Source organism: Candidatus Dormiibacterota bacterium (assembly GCA_035532835.1).
In the GTDB taxonomy this organism is placed as follows: Bacteria; Vulcanimicrobiota; Vulcanimicrobiia; order Vulcanimicrobiales; family Vulcanimicrobiaceae; genus DAHUXY01.
Genome location: DATKQG010000052.1, coordinates 34,058 through 57,169 on the forward strand (window position 1 = coordinate 34,058; position 23,112 = coordinate 57,169).

18 protein-coding genes, 5 tRNA genes and 1 other RNA gene are annotated in these 23,112 nt (G+C 62.2%); 7 read left to right on the forward strand and 17 right to left on the reverse strand.

Annotated features, from left to right (window positions below; all coding sequences use genetic code 11):
- Positions 1-156 precede the first annotated feature (156 nt).
- The 15 genes from VMW12_06685 to ffs all read right to left on the reverse strand — a co-directional run bounded on the left by VMW12_06685 (position 157) and on the right by ffs (position 11,287).
- Complete coding sequence (locus VMW12_06685; GenBank protein HUZ49415.1) at positions 157-543, reverse strand: DUF4189 domain-containing protein; 387 nt, start codon at positions 541-543, stop codon at positions 157-159.
- A 193-nt stretch (positions 544-736) separates the two neighbouring features.
- Positions 737-2,203 (reverse strand): hypothetical protein, encoded by a 1,467-nt coding sequence (locus tag VMW12_06690; GenBank protein HUZ49416.1) that lies wholly within the window; start codon positions 2,201-2,203, stop codon positions 737-739.
- Between the two features lie 415 nt (positions 2,204-2,618).
- Positions 2,619-2,690: transfer RNA gene (locus tag VMW12_06695), tRNA-Lys, on the reverse strand.
- 7 nt (positions 2,691-2,697) lie between these two features.
- Positions 2,698-2,770 (reverse strand) — tRNA-Lys (locus tag VMW12_06700).
- A 111-nt stretch (positions 2,771-2,881) separates the two neighbouring features.
- Positions 2,882-5,677 (reverse strand): bifunctional diguanylate cyclase/phosphodiesterase, encoded by a 2,796-nt coding sequence (locus VMW12_06705; GenBank protein ID HUZ49417.1) that lies wholly within the window; start codon positions 5,675-5,677, stop codon positions 2,882-2,884.
- Positions 5,678-5,762: 85 nt separating this feature from the next.
- Positions 5,763-5,839 (reverse strand) — tRNA-His (locus VMW12_06710).
- A gap of 55 nt (positions 5,840-5,894) precedes the next feature.
- A tRNA-Arg gene (locus VMW12_06715) sits at positions 5,895-5,968 on the reverse strand.
- 56 nt (positions 5,969-6,024) lie between these two features.
- Positions 6,025-6,098 (reverse strand) — tRNA-Pro (locus tag VMW12_06720).
- A gap of 56 nt (positions 6,099-6,154) precedes the next feature.
- Positions 6,155-7,009: a GNAT family N-acetyltransferase gene (locus VMW12_06725; protein ID HUZ49418.1), complete on the reverse strand. Its 855-nt coding sequence runs from the start codon at positions 7,007-7,009 to the stop codon at positions 6,155-6,157.
- Positions 6,999-7,598, reverse strand: a complete 600-nt coding sequence (locus tag VMW12_06730) for a non-canonical purine NTP pyrophosphatase (protein HUZ49419.1) — start codon at positions 7,596-7,598, stop codon at positions 6,999-7,001. Before VMW12_06730 ends, VMW12_06725 begins: the two co-directional genes overlap by 11 nt.
- On the reverse strand, positions 7,595-9,424 hold the full coding sequence (gene lepA, locus VMW12_06735) for a translation elongation factor 4 (protein ID HUZ49420.1): 1,830 nt from the start codon (positions 9,422-9,424) through the stop codon (positions 7,595-7,597). The genes VMW12_06730 and lepA overlap by 4 nt, the downstream gene beginning before the upstream one ends.
- Before the next feature lie 2 nt (positions 9,425-9,426).
- Positions 9,427-9,714, reverse strand: coding sequence for a YggT family protein (locus tag VMW12_06740; GenBank protein HUZ49421.1), 288 nt, complete (start codon positions 9,712-9,714; stop codon positions 9,427-9,429).
- Between the two features lie 15 nt (positions 9,715-9,729).
- Entirely contained in the window at positions 9,730-10,653 is a 924-nt protein-coding gene (locus VMW12_06745) for a M23 family metallopeptidase (protein ID HUZ49422.1), read from the reverse strand.
- A 3-nt stretch (positions 10,654-10,656) separates the two neighbouring features.
- Positions 10,657-11,148, reverse strand: coding sequence for a DUF4446 family protein (locus VMW12_06750; protein ID HUZ49423.1), 492 nt, complete (start codon positions 11,146-11,148; stop codon positions 10,657-10,659).
- Between the two features lie 40 nt (positions 11,149-11,188).
- Positions 11,189-11,287, reverse strand: an RNA gene (gene ffs / locus VMW12_06755) — signal recognition particle sRNA small type.
- Between the two features lie 125 nt (positions 11,288-11,412).
- Here ffs and VMW12_06760 point away from each other — a divergent pair.
- From VMW12_06760 to VMW12_06770, 3 genes are read left to right on the forward strand one after another with little or no spacing between them, the layout of a single operon-like run.
- Positions 11,413-13,443 carry a M3 family metallopeptidase gene (locus VMW12_06760; GenBank protein ID HUZ49424.1) on the forward strand — a complete coding sequence of 677 codons (2,031 nt, stop codon included), beginning with the start codon at positions 11,413-11,415 and terminating at the stop codon, positions 13,441-13,443.
- A gap of 18 nt (positions 13,444-13,461) precedes the next feature.
- Positions 13,462-13,671, forward strand: coding sequence for a CDGSH iron-sulfur domain-containing protein (locus tag VMW12_06765; protein ID HUZ49425.1), 210 nt, complete (start codon positions 13,462-13,464; stop codon positions 13,669-13,671).
- A gap of 16 nt (positions 13,672-13,687) precedes the next feature.
- A complete protein-coding gene (locus VMW12_06770) occupies positions 13,688-14,857 on the forward strand; it encodes a homogentisate 1,2-dioxygenase (GenBank protein ID HUZ49426.1) in 1,170 nt (389 codons plus the stop codon).
- On the opposite strand, the gene fahA is transcribed toward VMW12_06770, so the two are convergent.
- Positions 14,854-16,113: a fumarylacetoacetase gene (gene fahA, locus VMW12_06775; protein HUZ49427.1), complete on the reverse strand. Its 1,260-nt coding sequence runs from the start codon at positions 16,111-16,113 to the stop codon at positions 14,854-14,856. The genes VMW12_06770 and fahA overlap by 4 nt on opposite strands.
- A gap of 2 nt (positions 16,114-16,115) precedes the next feature.
- Entirely contained in the window at positions 16,116-17,072 is a 957-nt protein-coding gene (locus tag VMW12_06780) for a hypothetical protein (GenBank protein HUZ49428.1), read from the reverse strand.
- A gap of 50 nt (positions 17,073-17,122) precedes the next feature.
- Here VMW12_06780 and hppD point away from each other — a divergent pair, with 50 nt between their 5' ends.
- Genes hppD through VMW12_06800 form a run of 4 tightly spaced genes read left to right on the forward strand, consistent with a single transcriptional unit; the run spans position 17,123 to position 23,112 of the window.
- The gene (hppD, locus tag VMW12_06785; protein ID HUZ49429.1) at positions 17,123-18,238 is read left to right on the forward strand and encodes a 4-hydroxyphenylpyruvate dioxygenase; all 1,116 of its coding nucleotides are present in this window, start codon (positions 17,123-17,125) and stop codon (positions 18,236-18,238) included.
- A complete protein-coding gene (deoC, locus tag VMW12_06790) occupies positions 18,235-19,122 on the forward strand; it encodes a deoxyribose-phosphate aldolase (protein ID HUZ49430.1) in 888 nt (295 codons plus the stop codon). Before hppD ends, deoC begins: the two co-directional genes overlap by 4 nt.
- Positions 19,123-19,129: 7 nt before the next feature.
- Positions 19,130-20,566: an aldehyde dehydrogenase family protein gene (locus VMW12_06795; GenBank protein ID HUZ49431.1), complete on the forward strand. Its 1,437-nt coding sequence runs from the start codon at positions 19,130-19,132 to the stop codon at positions 20,564-20,566.
- A gap of 23 nt (positions 20,567-20,589) precedes the next feature.
- Positions 20,590-23,112 (forward strand): EAL domain-containing protein, encoded by a 2,523-nt coding sequence (locus tag VMW12_06800; GenBank protein HUZ49432.1) that lies wholly within the window; start codon positions 20,590-20,592, stop codon positions 23,110-23,112.

The following is a 23,112-nucleotide window of genomic DNA, read 5'->3' on the forward strand; positions in this document are numbered from 1 at the left end:
TCCCCGACTCCGTGGTACTTCGCAGGATGTACGCTAGCTCTTGCGTGCGGTTTCACTGCGAGGCAAGCCTGAGTTTCGGCTTGGATTTCCAGGCAAAAAAAAGGCCCAGCGCGTCGTCGTGCGCCGGGGCCTTGAAGCGCGGCCTTGTACGAAGGGTTACTTGCCGGATTCTGAGTTGCAGATCGCGTCGACAACTTTGCCGCCCGGCAGGTCGAGCCTGGCGTCCCGGACGGCTGCTTCTTGCGTGTTTCCGAAACCGTAATTGGTGTGACTGCTCGTCGTAACGAACGCCGCGCAGCGCTTTTTGTGGAACCATACGCGGACGGCGCAGTCGTTGGCGCCGTCGCTATGGGCATTGCAGGCTTTGAGCGCCATGCGCGTCGCCACGGCTTTGCTCGAGAAATTATAGGCGTGGTACACGACGTCGTCGTTGCCGCGCTCGGATGCGATGGCTCCGTACCTACCGCTAGCGAGTGCGGGCGCGGCGACCGTCGCGGCTAACAAAAGCAGCGATGCCGCCAGGGCCTTTGTGGAAAACTTCATGTTGTGCTGTGTCTCCAGGAAATAGCAAAAGGCCCCGCACCAAGAACGTTGCCGTCCGGGTGTAAGGCCGTGGTTGCTTGCCGGGCTCGATGGCGGCCCCCTTCTTCCGTCGGGTTAGGACATTGTCCGGGACGTGGTTGCAACGCAAAATCCCGGGTGCACCGCCGAGCGGCCGGAAGCCTGAATCCATCGTTCAGGGCCCGGATAGCGGCGCGTAAACAGCATACGTTCCCTGCCGTTGGATGCAGCCGTGATCGTCAATATCACGCTGAGGGTGCGGGGGATAGATCTGGAAGCAGCGGTACACCCGGTGGCCGCCCCCGAGCCCCGGGCTCGATAGCGTCAATCGAGCCGGGCTTGTCGTCCGCTTGCCGTTTGCGCAGCTCGGCGTGCAATTACTTGCGCTCCAGACACCGGTGGCTCGGGCCACGCTCGTGCCCCAGCCGCTCCACCGTAGGTGAATGAGGGCGACGGAACCATCCTCGGCCAAAAGGAGCGTTGAAGGGCGGATGAGCAGCGGGTTCTGGTTGTTGATGATATTTCCGATGTCGCCGTAGAAGGCGATTCGGCCGGTGCCTGGGCTAACGCTGCGAGCGGGTGCGTCGCTGCTCACCGTTACGTGCAGAGGCGGTTCCGGCGCGCCCTTATATTTCGGACGCATCGTCAAGGGTTGGCATTCCAGGCAGCGCGGGGGGTAGCCGATGTTGTCCGTAACCGGGACGCGATTGCGCTCCGAACTTACGCGAATCTCGAGTAACCCGAGACTTCCGAAAGCCCCTTCGGTGAGCAGCCGAATGTAGGTGCCGTTCCACGGAACGCTCCATGGTGTCGAGGAGACGTCGCCGTCGGTCGCAGCCGAAGTTGGGCCCAGCACGAACGAACTGCGCAGGGCATCGAAATCGTTCGCATCGCTTTGCAACGTGCTTTGCGCGCTGCGTATGTCGTTTATCGAATTTCCAACCGCGCCCATCTGCCCGATCGATTGGTCAAAACCGGGCACGCCGGGAACGATCGATGCTATCGCCCTCCAGCGATCTTGTAAGGCATCCAGGAAGCTCTGCGCAATCGCCGGCTGCTCGCCGGGAAGGAGTCGCGCGAACAACGATCGCGCGTTTGGGTCGAGTTGATCGTAGCTGAGTCCGTCTTGTAAATCCCACGAAAGCCTCTGCAGATTACCGAACGGGGGGTCGACCGAACCCGCGTGCGCGTACATGCGCGTCAGAAGGTCGGCGCGCGTTCCGCGCAACGGCCCCAAAAGATACATGAACGGAGCATTGGCGTGGCGATGAATGTCGGTGCAGAAAACTCGCACCGGTAGGACGTAGTCCCCGCGCGCGAGCGTCACGATGCCGTTCTGCGACGTGCGCAGTTGCGAAATCACCGCGCGTTCGAAAACGAGTTGCGCGCTTCGGGTGCGAGTCGGCCGAAAAACCTCACCCGGGAGCACCGGGACCGTCGGATAGAGGCCCGACCAGTCGCGAATAACCGGTTGATTCGCTTCGAAGTAAGGGGCGAGCTGTTTTGCGGCGGCCTCGGTAGCGATGCCCGGCACAGTTAATCCCGGTATCGGAAGATGAAATAGTTGCGCGCGCACGGGCCGCGGAAAACCGATCGCGGCACCCGCGAGACAGAGAACGGCTAGAACACGGCAACTGTTCATGACGAGCCTCCGGGTGACCCCAAAGATCGCGGGAGCCGCCGGCGATGAGGATATCCCAGCGCTCTTACGTCGGGGTTTATGGCGTTATACCACGTCGTTTCTTCCTGTCGAACTGACCTCGGAACGACTGCGCGCTTGATGCCCCGGGAGCCGTGACGTACAGGCTTCACCGTAAGGAACCGGCAGCCGCCGAATTTTAATGTACTTCATCTGCGAGCAGATTTCCAGCGGCTGCCGGAAACCGGTCGCGCCCAAGGGCGTCATCGATCGATTGGGCCCGGCGGCGTCTTGGCGCCTTTCAAGGGCGAGTCTCGGAACCGTCAGTCATTTCGCCGCCGAGCCGGTGCCGGCTCAGCAAAAGAAAGAGCCTGTAACGCTCGAGGCTTTCGCATCGTTACAGGCTCTTTTTATGACGTGCACCGCGAAGGACTCGAACCTTCAACCAATTGATTAAGAGTCAACTGCTCTACCATTGAGCTAGCGGTGCGAGACTCTGCGCCCTCCGGGACTCGAACCCGGGACCAACGGATTAAAAGTCCGCTGCTCTACCGACTGAGCTAAAGGCGCTCGGCAACTGCCATAGTGTAGCGACCCGTGCCCCGATTTGCAAGCCGGTTTTCAGGCAGAGGGTGGTTACGCAATCGTGGGACCTGCGTCCTGCTCGAAGCCGGGCCGCTTCTATGCGGAGGCCGGGCGCGCGATTTTTCCAAGCACCTCCGGATAGAGGGCGACCAAATCCGCGGCGGAGAGGGGGCGCGCGAAGAGGTAGCCTTGGGCGAAACGGCAGCCTGCGTTTCGCAGGATGTCTCGCTGCCGAGTGGTTTCAACCCCTTCTGCTACAACGCGAACGTCGAAGGCCTCGGCCAAGGTCATCAGCGTGCGAACGATCGGTTCGCTGGCCAACTCTCCGTCCGCTCCCGCGACGAAACCCCGATCGATTTTGATGGCATCGACTTTGAATTGCTGCAAATACCGCAGTGAGGAGTAGCCGGTACCGAAGTCGTCGATACAGATGCTGAAGCCACGATCGCGCACGCGCTCCAGCGTCACGTTGGCGCGCGTGCCGGTGTCCAGGACGACGCTCTCGGTAATCTCCACCATGAGATCCGAAGGCGAGAGCCCGTGATGCTCGATGCATTGCACCAGGATGCGTTCGAAGTCGGGATCGAGCAATTCGCTGGCCGAGACGTTGACGTGCATGGTGAAGTTCATCGCGCCGTTGCGATTGCGTCGCCACGCGCCGAACTGTTCCGCGGCGGTCTGGAGAACGAAGCGTCCGATCGGGGTAGCGAGCCCGCTCTGCTCTGCCAACGGCATGAACTCCATCGGGTTCAAGACGCCTTCGACCGGGTGATCCCATCGCAACAGCGCTTCGCAGCCGACCAACGCGCCGTCCGCCAGGGTGACGATCGGTTGGTAGAGCAGGCGGAACTCGTTGCGTTCTAGCGCCAGCCGGATATCGCTCGTGAGCGCGAGCCGCTTCTGAGCCCGGTCTTGCATCTTCGAATCAAAGACCGCGTAGCGCGCTCCACCGCCGATCTTTGCGTGCTGCATCGCCGTCTCCGCGTCGCGCATGACATCCTCGGCGCGTTCGTAACTCGCCGAACCGATCGCGATTCCGATGCTTGCGCCCAAATAGATCGTTCGGTTTCCAACGGAGATCGATTTCGAGAGGTTATTCAGAATGCGGCGCGCGACGGACTCGACGTGGAGGATATCGCCGAGCGATTGAATCAGCACGGCGAATTCATCGCTTCCGAGCCGAGCGACGACGTCCCGAGCGTCGATCGACGTACGCACGCGCTGCGCGATCTGAGAGAGCACCGCGTCGCCGGCGGCGTGCCCCAAACTCTCGTTGACATCTTTGAAGTGCTCGATATCGATGAAGAGGACGGCGAAGAACGAATCCAAGAGGGCGTTGGCTTCGTCGAAGCGATGGCGCAGGTGCTCCTCGAAGAGGGCCCGGTTCGGCAGCCCGGTGAGCGTATCGTGGGTCTTGTCGTGCTGCATGCGGCGTTCGCTGTGCTTGAGCGCGGTCTTGTCGCGAAACATGCACACGGCCATCACCGGCGCGTCGTCGGTGGTGACGATGGAGACCGTCACATCGGTCCACACTTCGTCGCCCACGACAGGCCGGAGATGCTGTTCGAATTCAAAAGTATCGCGACGGCCGGCTAGCAGATCGGCGAGATCTTCTTCGTGGCCGCTCAGCGCGGCCGCGATATCCCCGCCGAACATCGATTGAAAGACCTCGTTCGAGTCGATGAGCGATCCGCCGCGGTCGACGACCGCGATGCCGACGGCAGCACCCTCGAAGACGGCCCTGAACTGCGCCTCCGAGAGCCGCAGCGCTTCCTCGGCCTCGCTGCGCGCGAGCTCCGCGGTTAAACGCGCCGCCTCCGTCTGCGCTTGCCGCAGCAGCGTGCGGTCGCGCCGAATCACGAACTGCGCGATCGTAAGCATCAGGCCGACCAGCGTGAAGGCGCCGAGCAGAAATGCGAGATACCAATAGCGGTTGCGTATTATCTCGATACGATCGCGGACCTGAAGATCGGTATCCAATGCGCTAAATGCCGACTTCGAGATCGCTACGGCGGCGGCGGTCGATGCTTCGACGTGCGCATCCAGCGAGCGTATGGGGATCGACGCCGCCGGCGAGAGTAGCACGCGCGTCAGGAGAAACTCGTGCAGCGCCGTGCCGGTCTTAGCATACTCGGCCGCATCGGTTTGCAACTGACGATAAGTCGATGCTTGGGCCGGAGCGAGGAGCGAAAGCCGCGTGACGATCCTGGCGACGTGATCGCTGCTTAGATCGGCTAAGCCCCCGATATTGCTGGTTATATTCGCGAAGACGAGCCGCTGTTTGAGCGGTTGCTCGCCGGTCCGGCGCGCGACGGTCGCGAGCAATTGAATGCGTCGCGCCTGCTGATACGCCAGCGGGCTTTCGTTAAAGGCGATGTCGGCTAAATTTTGCGCCGACTGACTGGTGTCGTAGGTGAGGTTCGATGCGTCTTCCATCCCGTAGAGGACGTTCTGCAACTGAATCGTGACCTGGTGCAGCGGCTCGATCGAGGGAACACCGGGAGGTGCTCGGCGGGCGCTCGACCATTCCCTACGCACCTTGCTCCACTGGCTGCCGAGTCCGAGAACGGAGAGCGGGCCGGTACGTATATCGTCGCCGATGTGCTCGAGCTCGCGATCGACGCGCGAGGAGGCATCCGCGGTCGAGCGCGCCCCGCCGGCAAAGACCCGCTGCGGTTGCAGAACGATGACGTGCCGCATGGCTTCCACGATCGAGGAGCCGCCCGCTACCGCGAGACGTTCGCGTGCGATTGTGGCTCGATCGCTCCCGGCCTGACGATCGAGACGGGAAACCTGGAGCAAGACAAAGGCCAGCATCATTGCCGACAAAACGGTAACGATGATGCCGAGCGAATCGTGCCATATTGGTTGAGAGGTCGGCTCGCGCTTCATCCGGACGCGATCTTCGCGCTCGTCGCAGGCTCTCCCCGGTAGAAAGGCACGAGCCCGGCGCACTCGTGCGGCGGGCTCGTATAAGTGGGGTGACTGACCGGTCTCGAACCGGCGACCTCCTGAGTCACAGTCAGGCGCTCTAACCAACTGAGCTACAATCACCATCGCGTCTTGGCTGACGAGGGATACTTTTCGCGTTCCGCGAGGGCCGAGAATTCGCGCCCGGAGGGACTTGAACCCCCATCTTCGAGTTTAGAAGACTCGTGCCTTATCCGGTTAGACCACGGGCGCTCGAAGTGACGTTTCGGCACCTTGCCTAGGATACCACGGCACCGCAAGTGGAGATCTCGGGACGACAGGATTTGAACCTGCGACTTCTGCGTCCCAAACGCAGCGCTCTACCAAACTGAGCTACGTCCCGATATTCGAGGGCGGCTTGCGGACCTCCCAGCATTTTGCCCGGTTCGGGTTCTTCCTTCAAAACAAGAGCGGGTGGTAACCGACATAACGCGTCAGGTCCATGCTCTCCTTACGGCCGGCGACGTACCGGGCCGTATCGATGCGAAGCCCGATGGCGTGGGCGGCGTTGAGGATTCGCAGGTTGCTTCCGGGAACGCCTGCCGTGCACCACGATGCGCCATATGTCGAAGCGAGCGTCATCAACGCGAATGCAAAAACCGCCGTCGCGTACGCGCCGGAACTAACCGCGAGCGGACCGACGCGCCCGTCCGGCCAGACGTACGCATATCCCACGCATTCGTCGTCGAGAAAGAGCGCGTTTCCGGTTGCGATCGATGCGAAGAGTTCGTGATCCGCCATCCGTTCGTACCCGCGCGTTTCGCGATCGAGCGCGCCGATCGCGTAGCGATGGCGAACGGGATCGATCGGCGCCGCGCGAAAGCGATATGCGCCGAACGCCAGCGCCGCCAGGGCGTCTTCTTTGGGGATTCTTCCCGCGACGCGAAGAACCGGCTCCAGCAGCGAGAGCCCATGCCGCGCGGCCAATACCGCGGCTGCAAAATCCATCGGGTCCAAGAGGGCGCACGCGTCGGCGCTTTCGCCTAGTGCCGCGGCACACAACGCCCCTCCCAGTCCCGTACCGCGGAATGAGCCTTCGACGAAGAGTTCGCTCAGGTACAGGCTCTCGCCGTTTCCGTGCGCGAAGGCGATGCCGACCGGCGTGCTTTCGTCGCGGAAAATCCACGTGCCGTGCTCGCTATGCTCGCCGAGATGCCGATAGAGTCGCCGCCCGATATCGTCGGCCCAACGGCGCGAGGCGAAATATGCAATGTCGTCCTCGGAGGCGCGCAGAATGCCGGCCTTAGCGGACATGCATGTCCAGGAGCCCGAGCAGATGGTCGGCCGCTAAGCGACGGTGGCTACAGCGATTTTTCGCTTCTTCGCTCATCTGCGCGAACGTCGTGCCTGCCGGCGGATAGAAAAAGACCGGATCGTATCCGAAGCCGCCGGCTCCCAACTCTTCGGTTGCGATCGATCCATCGACGACGCCCGCGGCAACCAGCTCGGATCCGTCCGCGTGCACGAGCGCGACGTGCGAAACGAAGCGAGCGCCTCGTGCAGATACCGGTAGCCCGCGAAGTTCGTCGAGCAAATGCTTGCGGCGCTCGGCCCACGATGCGTCTTCCCCCGCGTATCGCGCGGAGAGCACACCCGGCCGGCCGCCGAGGGCGGCCACTTCCAGGCCGCTATCGTCCGCGAGCACCCAGGCGGCGATTCCCGCCTCGCGGAGTTGCCGTTGCAGGCCGCGCGCTTTACGCAGTGCGTTTTCCGTATAGCTGGAGTCGCCTTCGGGCACCGCGACGTAGCCGGGGAACGTCGCGAGTTCGAGCGTCGATCCGGCAAAGATCGTCTGCAACTCGTGCAGTTTGCCGCTATTGGATGTCGCGACGTAGGTCGTCAATCTTCTAAGCGCAGAACGGCCATGAAGGCTTCTTGCGGCAGCTCGACGCGCCCGACGCGCTTCATGCGTTCCTTGCCGACCTTCTGCTTCTCCAGCAGCTTGCGCTTACGCGAGATGTCGCCGCCGTAACATTTGGCGAGAACGTTCTTGCGAATGGCGCTGACGGTTTCCCGCGCTACGACTTTGCCGCCGATTGCGGCTTGAATCGGCACTTCGAACATCTGACGGGGGATCAATTCTTTGAGCTTCTCGGCCAGGGCGCGACCGCGATTCGGCGCCTTTTCACGAGCGACGATAAACGAGAGCGCATCGACCGATTCGCCGTTGAGCAGAATCTCGAGTTTGACCAAGTCGCCCTCCCGGTATCCGATGATCTCGTAATCCAACGATGCGTAGCCCTTGGTGCGCGACTTGAGTTGATCGAAGAAATCCACGATGACCTCGATCAGCGGCATCTCGAACGTGAGAATCACGCGCCCGTCGTGGAGATACTCCATGTTTTGGAGCGTGCCTCGCCGCGCGATGGTGGCGTCCATGATCGTACCGACGTAATCGGGCGGCGTGATGATGGTCGCCTTAACGAACGGCTCCTCGATCGTATCGATGAGATTCATCGGCGGCAACTTCGCCGGGTTGTCGATCATCTCGATTTCGCCATCGGTTTTCGTGACGCGAAATACGACCGAGGGCGAGGTCGCGATCAGGTCGAGATTATAATTGCGCTCCAGGCGCTCCTGGACGATCTCCATGTGGAGAAGCCCGAGGAACCCGCAGCGAAATCCAAACCCCAGCGCGACCGACGTTTCGGGCTCGTAGATCAGCGCCGCATCGTTGAGCTTGAGTTTATCGAGCGCGTCGCGCAGGTCTCCGTACTCGTCACCCTCGTTCGGATAGAGACCGCAGTACACCATCGGCACGGCCTTGCGATAGCCGGCGAGCGGAACGTGCGCCGGATTGTGCGCTTCGGTGAGGGTGTCGCCGACATCGATATCCCCGAGCGACTTGACGTTTGCCATCACGTAGCCCACGCTGCCCATGCCGAGCTTCTTTACCGGCCGCATTTGCGGGGCGAAAACCCCAACCTCCGTGCACTCGTACACGCGCTCGTGTGCCATGGACATAAACTTGCTTCCGGCACGCAACTCGCCGTCGGATACGCGCACGTACGAAACGACGCCGCGGTACGCATCGAACTGCGCGTTGAAGACGAGCGCGCGGAGATGATCGGCGTGCCCCTTGGGAGGAGGTATGCGCGAAACGATCGCTTCGAGAATCTCCTCGATGCCGATGCCGTTTTTTGCGCTCGCGAGAATGCATTCGCTGCGCTCGATGACGAGCAGCTCCTCGACTTCGTTCATCACCCGCTCGGGATCGGCCGCGGGGAGATCGATCTTATTGATGACCGGAATGATCGTGAGGTCGTGTTCGACCGCCAGATGGTAATTCGCGAGCGTCTGGGCCTCGATGCCCTGCGCGGCGTCGATGATGAGCAACGCTCCTTCGCAAGCGGCCAGCGAGCGCGAGACCTCGTACGAGAAATCCACGTGACCGGGCGTATCGATGAGGTTGAGTTCGAACGTTTGCCCATCGCGAGCCTTGTAGCCCAGCGTCACCGGATGCATGCGAATCGTGATCCCGCGTTCGCGCTCCAAATCCATGGCGTCGAGCGCTTGATCTTCCATATCGCGCATCTCGATGGTGCGGGTCATTTCGAGCAGCCGGTCGGAGAGCGTCGTCTTGCCGTGATCGATGTGCGCGATGATGCAGAAGTTGCGAATGTTCGACGCAACTAGCGTGCGGTGGGGATTCTCAGGCTTTACGGTCACGGCTAAAAGAGCCGGTAACAGGTATTGTAGGCGATCTGCGAGAGCGCGGGGCGAATGACGATTTGCAGCAGCACCAGCAAGACCAAAAAGGCGATGTCGAGGCCGCCGATGGGTGGAATGACACGACGGATCGGTTGCAGCACCGGCTCGACCAGCATGGCGAGATACTCGGTCCATTTCCCGCGCAGGTCCGGAATCCACGAGATTACCGCATAGACGATCAGAACTCCGGTATAGATCAATACCAGAAAATTAGCGAGGCGGTCGATTTGACAAAGCAGAGCGTTCACGAGGCGTTGGCTGTTCTACGGCAGCGAGGCTAAGACATTTGAAGGGATACCGGTCAAGAACGGCGTCGGGTTAACCGCGACCCCGTCGTGCATGACCTGATAGTGGAGATGCGGGCCGGTGGAGAAACCGGTTGAGCCGACCGCCGCGATGGTTTCGCCCTTATATACGTGCTGGCCGGGATGGACGTCGACGCTGGAGAGATGGGCGTACCAGGTATGGTACCCGTTACCGTGATCGATATCGACCTTGATGCCGTATCCGCCCGCTTCCCAGCCGGCCGAAACGACGGTTCCCGCGGCGGCCGCCCGTACCGGCTCGCCGTAGTTGGCGCTTAAATCAACGCCCGGGTGAAATTCGGTATCGGGGTACGTGCGATAACAGAAACAGCCGTCGATTTGAGCTCCCGCGACCGGATCGATCGACGGGATCGCCGCGATCATCTGCGCGCGAAGCATGCTGTGGATGTGCCGGATGTTGAGGACGCGGAGCGCCAGGCGCTTGTTGAGATCCGACTCGCGCACGGTTGCACTCGAGGCTACCCGCAGGGAGGAGATGCGGCGGGCGGCGGCTCCGAACGAACGGCCGTGGACCCAGGCCATCTTGTGGAGGCCGTGCGCGGGGGCGGGTGCGGCGGGAACGCCGATCAGGCGCCGGATCTCCTGATTCTGTTTTTGCACGCGCTGGAGCGCGGAACGCAGCGCATCGGCCTGCTTGTCGATGCGGCCCAGCGCGGCCCGACTCGTGGCGGTCTCGCGGGCGTATGCCGCGGCGGCGGCGTGCGCTCGATAGATCTGCGTGGCGGCGAAGCCGAACGTGGCCACCAGCACGATGAGCGCAGCCGCGAGCGCGGCGATAATCGCGCGCCGGCGTACCTCGAAGCGATGGACGCTCTCGCCCTTATGCGGGACGATTTTGATGTAATAACGTTCGTCGATCATACCTTACGTCGTTGCGGTCCGAGCCCGTTCTATCGCCAGCAGTTCCTCATTCGAAGCGCTGACGGCGGGCTTGTAAGCGTGCACGAGTTTTCCGTAGGTCCGAGTATCCGTGCGTGAATAGATACTATTAACGACCACGCCGTCGCCCACTCGGTTGAGCAGGGCCAACGCGTATGAGAGTTCCGAGCCCGTGTCGTCGAAGGCGTCGTAACGGACGAATCCGACGAGCGCGAGGTCGGTTTTAGCCAGGCCTTCGAGTTCGCTTACTCGCCCGCTCACCCTTTCAATATCACCAGCCAAGGCAAGCGAGCGCGCTTCAAGCGTGCCCAGCCGGTCGGCGGCGCCGTGGCCGGCGCCGATCAGGCCGTCGTGGGTTTCCAAAAGGGCGCGCATCCGAGCCATCGGCGGACGTACCGCGACGAGGTGATAGACCAGGATGCCGGCCAGGGCGGCGGCAAAGGCGGCTAGGGCCGCATAGATTTCAGATATCGTCATACTTAAAATAGCGCCGTACTTAAAAAGACTCGACCACAACGAGAGCCAGGTGATTCACGGCACCCGTAAGGGCTCGCTTACCGTTGCTACCTTCCGGTCCTGGCGGGGTTCACGAGTTTACGCCGCGTGAAGCCGAGCTCCCGTCATGGCTCAGGCATGATACCACACGGGCCAAACCGCCTACTGCCGGATAGCGCGGGGTTGCGGCCGAAGACCCGTCGGAACCACTCTCCGGAACCAGCTCTAACCTAGGGAGGCCCTGCCGTGTTGCTCCGTCCCGCCGTCGCGTGCGCCGTCTTACTGCTGCTTGCGCCGTCCGTTGCACGGGCCGCCGCCGGCCCTACGGTCGATTGGAATCTCTCGCCGGCGCAGATCTCCGCGAGTTGCGACGCGCAACTCGCCACCGCCGCCGCGAAGGTGGATGCGGTGACGCAATTTCGCGGAAAGCGCACCTTCGCCAACACGGTGCTGCCGTTAGAGAATGCGTCGTCGGATGCGAACGACGCGCTGGTCGCGCAGCAATTCTTATTCGAAGTCTCACCGGAGAAAGCGGTCCGAGACGCATCGCTCGCGTGCGCGACAAAGGCCAGCGACGTCTTCGCCCAACTCACCGCGGAACCGGCCCTCTATCAGGCCGTCGCTCTCGCCCAACGCAGCGGCACCGCCAAGACGCTCTACGACCGCAAGCTTACGGAACTCTGGCTGGTAAGCCTGCGACGCTCCGGCGGGGCTCTCCCGGCAGCTAATCGCAGTGAATTCGTGCGCTTGGAACAGCAACTCACCGATCTCCAGAACCGCTTCGAAGAGCATCTGGCGCAGGACGATACGACGATCGACATCTCACGCGCGCAAGCGGCCGGTTTACCGAGCGACGTCCTGGCGGGATACAAGCACGATGCGGGTGGGTACGTAGTCCCCGTCAACGAGAGCACGGTATCGTTCTTACAACTCGCGCCCGACGAATCGGCGCGCAAAGCTTACTATCTCGCGTACGAAAGTCGCGAAGCCAAAACCAACACCGCATTGCTGCAACAGGCGATCGCCGTTCGGGACCGCCTCGCCCATCTGTTGGGCTACGAAACGTGGGCCGACTACCAGCTCTCCGACAAGATGGCGCAATCGCCCGCTCGCGTGACGAAATTTCTGCAAAATCTCGATACCGCAATTCTTCCCAAGGCTCGCGAGGAGCTTGGCGTGCTGCGCGATCTCAAAGCCGAGCAGACGCACGAACCGGAGGCGGTATTGGAACCATGGGACGTTTCGCGCGAGCAGTACTTACTCGAAAAGCAGCGTTACGCCGTCGATACGCAACTCGTGCGGCAGTACTTCCCCGTCCAGCATACGATCGACGCGGTCTTGAACGTCTATCACGTCCTTTTGGGCGTGACGTTTTCGCGCATCGAACCGGTGCAAGCGTGGGCGCCCGGCGTTTTGGCGTATCGCGTGAACGACACGCGCAGCGGAGCCCTGATCGGATACACCTACTTCGATCTCTTTCCCCGTCCCGGCAAATTTTCGCATTTTGCGAATTTCCCACTCTTGCCCGCCCGTAAAATCGACGGCACGATGCGCCCGCCGGTGGCCGCGATCGTCGGCAATTGGCCGCAGCCCGCGCCGGGCCGCCCGGCGTTACTGAGCCACGGCGACGTGGTCACGTTTTTCCACGAGTTCGGGCACGATATGGCGGCGCTGCTGGCGACGGCTCCGTACGAAACGCTCAGCGCGGGCTTCCGGCAAGATTTTGTCGAGGCGCCTTCGCAGATGCTCGAGAACTTCGTCTGGCAGCCGTCGATTCTGCGGGAGATCAGCTCGAATTGGAAGACCGGCGCGCCGCTTCCGGACGAACTGATCCAGAAAATGGTCCGCGCTCGCTACGTCGACTACGCGTTCGATACGACCCGGCAAATACTCTACGCAATGGTTGACATGGCGTACCACTCCAACGGTCCGCACGTCGATACGACGGCGGTCTGGAAGGCGCTTTCGCAACGTCTCACGCCGATGCCGATGTATCCGGGGACCCATCCACAAGCCTCGTTCGGACATTTGATGGGGGGATACGACGCCGGCTACTATGGCTATTTGTGGTCGAAAGTCTACGCCGCCGACCTCTTTACGGCATTCCAGACCGGCGGATTGGAGAACCCTGTGGTCGGAATGCGTTATCGCGACGACATTTTGGCACCCGCTCGCACGCTCGAACCCGACGTCGAAGTGCGAGATTTCCTGGGGCGCCCGATGAATCCCGATGCGTTCTACGCCGAGTTTGGGCTTGTGGGAACCGCAGGCCGGTAAGCGAACTCCTCGCATGCTATGGAATCCGTAACGATCAAGGTCCGCGAGAGCGGACCGTACCTCATCAAAGGCCCCGTCGTGCTCACCGATGCCGACGGTACGCCGTACGTCACCCCGGGCGAGAACATCGCGCTCTGCCGGTGCGGCGGGTCGCAAACCAAACCGTTCTGCGACGGCTCGCACCGGACGAACGGATTCGTCGCCACCGAACGCGCCGCGCAACCCTAAAGGAGAGAGACGGGCCATGCCTTCGTACGTCCGCGCCGGTTCCTTGCCGCACAAACGCCACATTCAGTTCCGTCGCCCCGACGGCGGACTCTACGCCGAGGAGCTTTTTTCGACCAAGGGCTTCGAGAGCATCTACTCGCTGCTCTACCATCTTCGCCCGCCGACCGCGACGCTCGACGTGCGCCCGTGGGAGCGGCCGACGCTCGTCTTCGCTCCTAACGATCCGCTCAAGAATCGTCACTTCAAAACGCACCACTTACAACTCGACGGCGGCGATGCGATCGCGACGCGCACGCCGGTGCTCGGCAATGCGGACATAACGATTTCGATGGCCCAAGCCGACGTTCCGATGGAATATTTCTACCGAAACACCGGCGGCGACGAACTCCTGTTCATCCATCGCGGTTCCGGAGTGCTGGAGACGCAGTTCGGCGATCTCGCTTACCGGGCGAACGACTACGTCATCGTTCCAACCGGCACGGTCTATCGCGTGCTGCCCTCGTCACCGACGCGCATGCTCGTCCACGAGACGGCCGGCATGGTGAAAATTCCACGCAAGTATCGCAACGAGTTCGGGCAGTTGGAAGAACACGCGCCGTACTACGAGCGCGATTTTCGGGTGCCGGTACTAAGGGCGCCGCTGGCCGAGCAGGGCGAGTACGAGATTCGCGTCACCAACGCCGGGCGGCACGCCACGTACGTGGTGCAGAATCACCCATGCGACGTGATCGGCTGGGACGGTTACTGTTACCCGTACGCCTTCAATCTCGAAGAATTTATGCCGATCACGGGCAAATTGCACCAGCCGCCGCCGGCTCACGCGACCTTCGAAGCGCCCGGCGTCGCATTCTGCGCGTTCGTACCGCGGATGTTCGATTACCATCCGCTCGCGATTCCGGTGCCGTACAACCACTCCAGCGTCGATTGCGATGAAGTGTTGTATTACGTCAGCGGAAATTTCATGAGCCGTCGCGGCGTCGAAGAGGGGTCGATCACGCTGCACGCGGCCGGAGCGCCGCACGGTCCGCAGCCCGGCGCGGTGGAGAGTTCGCTCGGAAAAACGTCAACGGACGAGATCGCCGTCATGATCGATACGTTCGCGCCGCTCAACCTCGCCTATGCGGCGAGCGAGATCGAAGACCCGCAGTACTTTCGTTCCTGGATCGAAACACCTAGCCCCGCCTAGCGCGCCGGCAGAATCGTCCCGCGTGCCGCTCCGAAGCCGATGCGGGAGGCGCCGCCGCGCTCGCACCAGCCGCGTAGCGTGACCTCGTCGCCATCTTCCAGAAAGGCGCGCCGCTCGCCGCTTGCGAGTTCGATCGGGCGTTCCCCGTTCCACGTTAGTTCGATAAGGCTGCCTAGGCTATCGGGAGTGGGGCCGCTGATCGTGCCGGACGCATAGAGATCGCCGGGGCGAATCGCCGTCCCGTTGCTCGTTGCATGCGCGAGCTGCTGCGCTATATTCCAGTACATCGCCGCGAAGGTCGTGCGCGAAATCGTCTGCGGGGCGATGCCGCGCTCGCGCATCGTCCGCGACTGCACGTCGACCGCCAGCGCGATGTCGTACGCCCACTCCTCGCGTGTCTGCAAATACTCTAGCGGCTGCGGCACTTGAAGCGGCCCCGCCGTGCGAAACGGCTCCAGCGCGTCGAGCGTCACGATCCACGGAGAGATCGTCGTAGCGAACGATTTTCCAAGGAAGGGCCCAAGCGGCTGGTACTCCCACGCTTGGATATCGCGCGCGCTCCAATCGTTAACGAGCACGACTCCGAAGATGTGTTCGCGTGCATCGGCGATGGCGATGGGCTCGCCCATTGCGTTACCGGGGCCCGTGATAAAGCCGACCTCCAGTTCGATGTCCAAGCGCGTGCTCGGCCCGAACGCCGGGAGCGCCGCTTGGGGCGGTTTGCGTTGGCCGCTCGGCCGCACGATCGGGGTACCGTCGATGACGATGGTGCTCGCACGTCCGTGGTATCCGATCGGCAGATGGCGCCAATTCGGCATCAACGCGTCCCCGTCGGGACGAAACATGCGGCCCAGGTTCGTGGCGTGCTCGATCGACGAATAGAAATCGACGTAATCGCCGATCTCGACCGGCAGTACCATTTCGATATCGCGTTGTCGGGCGAAGAATCGATCGGCGTTCGCGGTGCGCAGACGCGCGTCGCCGTCGCGTTGCAGCAGCGCGATCAGGCGCTCGCGTACGGAGGTCCAGCACTCCCGGCCCGCCGCAAGAAACGGGTTGAGGCTTCCGGCCTCCAACAGTTCGCGTTCGCAGATGTCGTCGATGAGGCCCGCCTCCGCCACCGCAGCCAAATCGAGGACTTCCTCACCGATAGCAACCCCGAGATGGATGGCCCCACCGTGTGTGCGGAATGCGCCGTACGGCAGGTTCTCGAGCGGAAAATCGCTCCGCTCGCCGATGTCACGCCACGATTGCATCCTTATGCATTGCTCCGAAGCAGTTTCAATGCGATCAGGTCGTCGATCGGTTCGCTAAAACTGCAACTCCCATAGCCGACGAACCGCGTGCGCGCACGCGCGATCGCCTCGACATCCACGCGCAGATCGCGCCACGTGAAGCCGTCTTCATCGAATCCGAACGCTTCAGGGGCTTCTTCCGCCAGTACTTGCTCGAGCATGGAGCGGTCGAGATCCGGGGCAAACGCCGCGGCTGCGAGCAGGTTCAGAAAGCCGTGCATGACGGCCCCGTCCTCCACGCGCAGATGGCGTATCGGGTGATGGAGTCCCGCGGTCGCCTTATAGGGGACCTCCTCGCTCGTCGCCGTTGCCACGAAGGCCGCCACGTCGGCGATGCTCGGGATACTCTGCGGCTCGGCACCGCCGCAGCGGAGCTTCGCTCCCAGCCGCGCGCGTGCTAACGCGCCCATCGCCGCCGGCAACGCCTCGTGCCACCGCGCGTCGTAAGGAAGCTCGACGTAGATCGGCACGTCGCGCAGGCCGGCTTGGCCGGCCATCGCCGCAAACTGGCCGATCGAAGCATCGTAGCTATCGCGCTTCGTCGTGAGCGCCGGAAGCCTGGTCTCGAGCACCTCGATCGCGAGTTGCGGGACGGTCGACCGAATGAGGGCCACCGCTGCCAAGCGCTCCTGCGCCGTGCCGAACCAGCGCCGTGGATCGCTCGCCGAATCGACGATCGCGCTGACGGCGATCGGCTCCGCCGGATCCTTACGGCGCAGCACGGTAACCAATTCGTCGAGGCGAGAGGCGGGCGCGATAAATCGCCCGAGCATCCAGGCGTGGGGCCCTTCGCGAGCTATCAGATACTCGTCCACGGCCGGTTCCATGGCCAGCATTGCGGGCGGAAATACCCCGGCGTAATCGATCAACGCCCGGAAGGCTGCCTGCAAGGACGTGCTAGCTCTGGTTGAGGTGCTCATGTCGGCCCCATTCGACAGGGCAGCCCCCGACGCTTCGCCAAGCTCCGGTTATGAGCACGATGACCGAAGCCCGCAGCAATCCCCTGGCAACGATCGATTGGGATTATATCGAATTCTACGTCGGCAACGCCAAACAAGCCGCCCATTACTACATGTCGGCCTTCGGGTTCGATCGGGTAGCGTACGCCGGCCCGGAGACCGGCATCAAGGACCGCGTCAGCTACGTGCTGGTGCAGAACAAGCTGCGTTTCGTTCTCACGGCTAGCCTGCTCCCGGACGATGCGATCGCCCAGCACGTCGCAACCCATGGCGACGGCGTCAAGGATATCGCGATCGCGGTTGAGGACGTGCGCGCCGCTTGGGAAATGGCCGTTCGCGGAGGTGCGGTCTCACTGCTCGAGCCGACCGTCGTAGAAGACGAAAACGGTCGATTGATCAAAGCGACGATCGCCACGTACGGCGATACGGTTCACACGTTCGTTCAGCGCGACGGCTATCGCGGGATTTTCGCGCCGGGGTACGTCGAAGATCGGCGCACGATTCCCGGCAGTCACAGGCCGGGGCTGCAATTCATCGACCATTGCGTGGGCAACGTCGGTTGGGGCGAGATGGATCGGTGGGGCGACTTCTACGCCGCCGTGTTCGGTTTCTCGCAATTGGTGTCGTTCGACGACGGCGATATCTCGACCGAATATACCGCGCTCAAATCGAAGGTGATGACCGATCCGCGTCACCGCGTGAAGTTTCCGATCAACGAGCCCGCGCGCGGCAAGAAAAAATCGCAGATCGAGGAGTACCTCGATTTCTATCGAGGTTCCGGCGTGCAGCATATCGCCATCCGCACCGACGATATCGCGGCAACCATCGATGCGCTCGCCTACAACGGTATGGAGTTCCTCGATACACCCGATTCCTATTACGATATGTTAGAAGAACGGGTCGGCACGATCGACGAAGCCGTCGACACGTTACGCAAGCGCCGTATCCTCGTCGATCGCGACGACCAAGGATACATGCTGCAGATTTTCACCAAACCGCTGCAAGATCGTCCGACGGTCTTCTTCGAAATCATCCAGCGTAAGGGCAGCCTCTCATTCGGAAAGGGCAATTTCAAAGCGCTGTTCGTATCGATCGAAAAGGAGCAAGAAAAGCGCGGAACCCTATGATCGCACCGCGCGTCGCCGTCGATGCGGTGGCGCTCGAGTCACGCGCCGCCGACTTCGCGAAGCGCTCGATCAAAGCCCAGGCCAAACGAGACGGTATCGAGCTCGCCATCTCATGCGTCGATTTAACGACGCTGGAAGGCAAGGATTCCGTAGGTCGCGTCCGCTCGTTGTGCGCCAAGGCCGTAGCCCCGCGGCCCGGTTGGCCCGGCATCCCGAGCGTTGCGGCGGTCTGCGTCTATCCGAATTTGGTTGAAGCGGCGAAGGCCGCGTTAGTTGGAAGTCGCGTCCGCGTGGCGTCGGTCGCGACCGCGTTTCCGAGCGGGCTCTCATCGCCGGCCGTGCGTTTAGCCGATACGGAGGCGGCGCTTGCGGCGGGAGCGGACGAGATCGATATGGTGATCGATCGGGGCGCCTTTCTCGCCGGAGACCTGCGCCGCGTCTACGACGACATCGTGGCGGTTAAACGTCTCTGCGGCGACGTGCACCTCAAAGTGATTTTGGAGACCGGAGAGCTCGGCAGCTACGATGCCATTCGCTCGGCCAGCGATCTCGCGCTCGAAGCCGGCGCCGACTTCATCAAAACCTCGACCGGAAAGATCGGCGTGAGCGCGACGATGCCGACGGCTCTGGCGATGTGTTACGCGATCCGCGACTTTGCCGAACGCACGGGCGAACGTCGCGGCCTGAAAATTGCGGGCGGCGTGCGAACCACGAAAGCCGCCCTGGCGTATCTCGTGCTGGTCAACGAGACGCTCGGTGCCGCGTGGCTCTCGCCCGATCGATTCCGCATCGGTGCTAGCGCTCTGCTCGACGATTTGCTCATGCAACTCGAAACGGCGCAGACCGGGCGCTATGCCGCGATCGATTATATTCCGAAAGATTAGAGAGCAGATGGCGATATTCGAGTATGCCCCCGCGCCCGAGAGCGTCCGCCCGATCCTTCGGGAGCGGTACGGACTGTTCGTCGGCGGCCGGTGGGTTGCTCCGCAGTCCGGCCTGTACGACGACACGATCGATCCCGCCAACGAGTCGCTCCTCGCCCGCGTCGCTCACGCCGATGCAAGGGACGTCGATCTGGCCGTGCGTGCGGCGCGCAAAGCCTACGACAGATATTGGCGCAAGATGCGCCCGAACGAGCGCGCCAAATATCTCTACCGGATCGCGCGCGCGATCACCGAGCGCGGCCGCGAACTCGCGGTCCTCGAAACGATGGACGGCGGAAAGCCGATCAAAGAATCGCGTGATTTCGATATCCCCGCGGCGGCGGCGCACTTCTTTTACTACGCAGGCTGGGCGGATAAATTGCCGTGGGCGATGCGCGGCGGGAGCGAACCACAGGCGCTCGGCGTGTGCGGCCAGATCGTGCCGTGGAATTTTCCGCTGCTCATGGCGGCCTGGAAGATCGCGCCGGCGCTCGCGTGCGGGAATACCGTGGTGCTCAAGCCCGCCGAAACGACGCCGCTCACCGCGCTCGCGCTCGCGCAGATCGTGCTCGAGGCCGATCTTCCGCCAGGGGTAGTGAACGTCATCACGGGCGACGGAGCCACCGGCGCCGCGCTCGTCGATCACCCCGACATCGATAAACTCGCGTTCACCGGCTCGACCGAGGTCGGAAAACACATCGCAGCCGCCGTGGCCGGGACTTCGAAGCGTCTCACGCTGGAACTCGGCGGCAAGGCCGCGCACATCGTCTTCGCGGATGCGCCGATCGATCAAGCGATAGAAGGCGTCGTCAAAGGCATCTATTTCAATCAAGGCCACGTCTGCTGCGCGGGCTCACGGCTGTTGGTGGAGGAGTCGGTCCACGACCTTGTGGTTCGGCGACTCACCGAGCGCATTGCGACCCTGCGGCTCGGCGATCCGCTCGACAAGAACACCGACATCGGTGCGATCAACTCGCGCGTTCAACTCGAACGGATTCAAGCGCTCGTGCGCAGCGGCGTCGAGCAAGGCGCTACGCTGGTGCAAGCATCGTGCGAAATCCCGGAGCGCGGCTTCTTCTTCCCGCCCTCGTTTTTTACGGGGGTCTCCCCGGCACACCGCATCGCGCGCGAAGAGATTTTTGGGCCGGTTCTGAGCATTATGACCTTCAGGACCCCGGACGAAGCGGTCGAAAAAGCAAATAACACGGAGTACGGGCTCTCGGCCGGCGTATGGACCGAGAAAGGCAGCAAGAGTATGTGGGTGGCAAATCGCTTGCGAGCGGGCGTGGTCTGGTGTAACACGTATAACGCCTTCGATCCAAGCTCGCCGTTTGGGGGCTATCGCGAATCGGGATTCGGCCGCGAGGGGGGCGTGCACGGCCTTTACGAGTATCTTGCGCACTAACGCGGAGCCGGCGTAGAACGACGATGACGACGCACGAGCACAGCGAGGAGCAATTTCGCTCGCTCTTCGACTATAACCCCGATCTTATCATCATTTTCGGCCGCGACGGGCGCGTCATCGATATCAACAAAGCGGTCTCCAAACTCGGCGACGCGCCGCGCGAACAGCTTATCGGTCTGCATTACAGTGCGTTCTTGGACGAGAGCGAGACGGCCCGACACGAAGCGTTGCTGCAGCGCGCGTTACGCGGGGAGACGCTGCACTATCACGCCAAGGTGTGTTCGCTGGGCGGGCACGAGTTGCATATGACCGTCACCACGGTGCCGATCTATCGAGGCGGCGTCGTTACGTCGGTGTATTCGATCCTGCGAGACGAGACCGAACAGCGTGCCGCGCAACTGCTGATCGCGGAGAAAGAAGGCGAATTAGCCGATAGCGAAGCGCGGCTCCGTTCGCTGTTCGAGCACAATCCGGACGCCGTCGTGGCGATCGGGCTCGAGCAAACCATCGTCGATGTCAATGCGGCTGCGCTCCGCCTTGGGGGATTCCCGCAAGAAGCGGTGATCGGCCAGAGTCTCAAGGTTTTCCTCACGCCTCAAGAGCACGAGGGATGCGAGGCGGCCATCGAACGCGCGCTGACGGGCGAGACCGTCTCGCTCACGCTCGAATCGTTCCGCATCGACGGCACGCCGCTCCAGCTCGAAGCGACGCTGATTCCTCAGTATGCCAGAGGCTCGATCGTCGGCGCCTACGCCGTGATCCAGGATATCACCGAGCGTCGCGACGCCGAACGGCGCGCGGAGATGCAACGGCAACGTATTCGCAACCTTTACTTCATCGCCGCCAGCGGCGACTATCCGGACGTCCGCATCCGTGCATCGCTCGAGATGGGCTGCCGGGCCTTCGACGTCGGCGTGGGAGCGGTCGTTGAGGTGATGAGCGGAGAAGCGCGCATCGATGCGATCTATCGCCATCCGCGTTTCGGACAAGTTGAGGACGCGACGCTGCTGGAGATGGCGGAACATGTGATGGCGCGCGGGGCGCCTGGCATCCCGGTAAGCTTTCATAACGGCATCGCGTTGCGCTTCGATATCGCCGGCGACCGTTACGGCGCGCTGGTTTTCGCATCGAGTCCCCCCAGCGCGACCGATTTCTCCGACACCGATGCCGATCTCTTGGGCTTGATATCGACGCTTATCGCCGGCGCTATCGAACGCAGCCGGCAACGAGCGCGCCTGCGCGCGATGGCCTACTACGACACGCTGACCGGATTGCCGAATCGCGCGTATCTCACCGAGCGGCTGCGCGACGCGATTGAGGTGGCTCAATCGCGGCTGACGCGCGTTGCGATCCTCTTCCTGGATCTCGACCATTTCAAGGACGTCAACGATACCCTCGGGCACGCCCGTGGTGACCGATTGCTCCAATTGGCTTCGGCTCGCCTCATCGCGCAAATCGGCGAGCGTGGGACGATCGCGCGCATGGGTGGCGACGAGTACGTGGTGTTACTCACCGAGTTCTCCGACGCGGATCAGGTTCGCGATATCGCCGACGGCGTTCTGGCCGCGATGAGCGAACCGTTCGCATTGGACGAGTACGAACAATTCATCTCCACGAGCATCGGCATCGCGATGTACCCGGAGGACGGACGCGACGATCAAACGCTGATCAAGAATGCCGACATCGCGATGTATCGCGCCAAAGACCGCGGCCGCAACGGATTCTATTTCTACAATCCAACGCTCGAATCTCCGATTCACATGCGTCTTTCGCAGGAGAAATTGCTGCGTCGCGCGCTGGAATATAAGGAATTCGAGGTATACTATCAGCCTCAATTGAGCTTACGCACCGGCGAGATCGTGAGCGTGGAGGCCTTAGTCCGCTGGAACCACCCGAAGAGCGGGCTGATCGAGCCGTCGCACTTCATTCCGAGCGCCGAAATCTCCGGTCTCATCGTGCCGCTCGGCGATTGGGTGCTGGCGACGGCCGCACGCCAAGTCAAGGCGTGGCAGGCCGAGCTCGGCACCTTGCGGCTAGCGGTCAATCTCTCCGGCCGGCAATTTCACCAGCGAGACCTGCGCAAAGCCTTGATGGCCGCCATCGCGCAGGCCGATCTCGATCCACATCTGGTAGAGATGGAGATTACCGAAAGCGTCGCCATGAGCGACGCGGCTCAAACTGTGGCGATCGTGCGCGACCTAAAATCCTGCGGCATTCGGACGGCCGTGGATGATTTCGGCACCGGCTATTCGTCGCTTGCGTATTTGCGCCGCTTCGCGCTCGACGTTCTGAAAATCGATCGGTCTTTCGTATCGGGGATCGGAAGCGAGAGCAGCGATGAGACGATCGTGAAGACGGTCATCGGCATGGCTCAGAGCCTCGGCCTGGAGGTCGTCGCGGAAGGCGTCGAGACGAACGAACAACGGCAGTTCCTCAAGGACCACGGGTGCGACATGATTCAGGGACACGTTTTGGCACCGGCGATGCCTGCCTACCGCTTTGAAGAATTCATGCGCCGGCGCGCAACGGAACGCCAACAAGGGTAG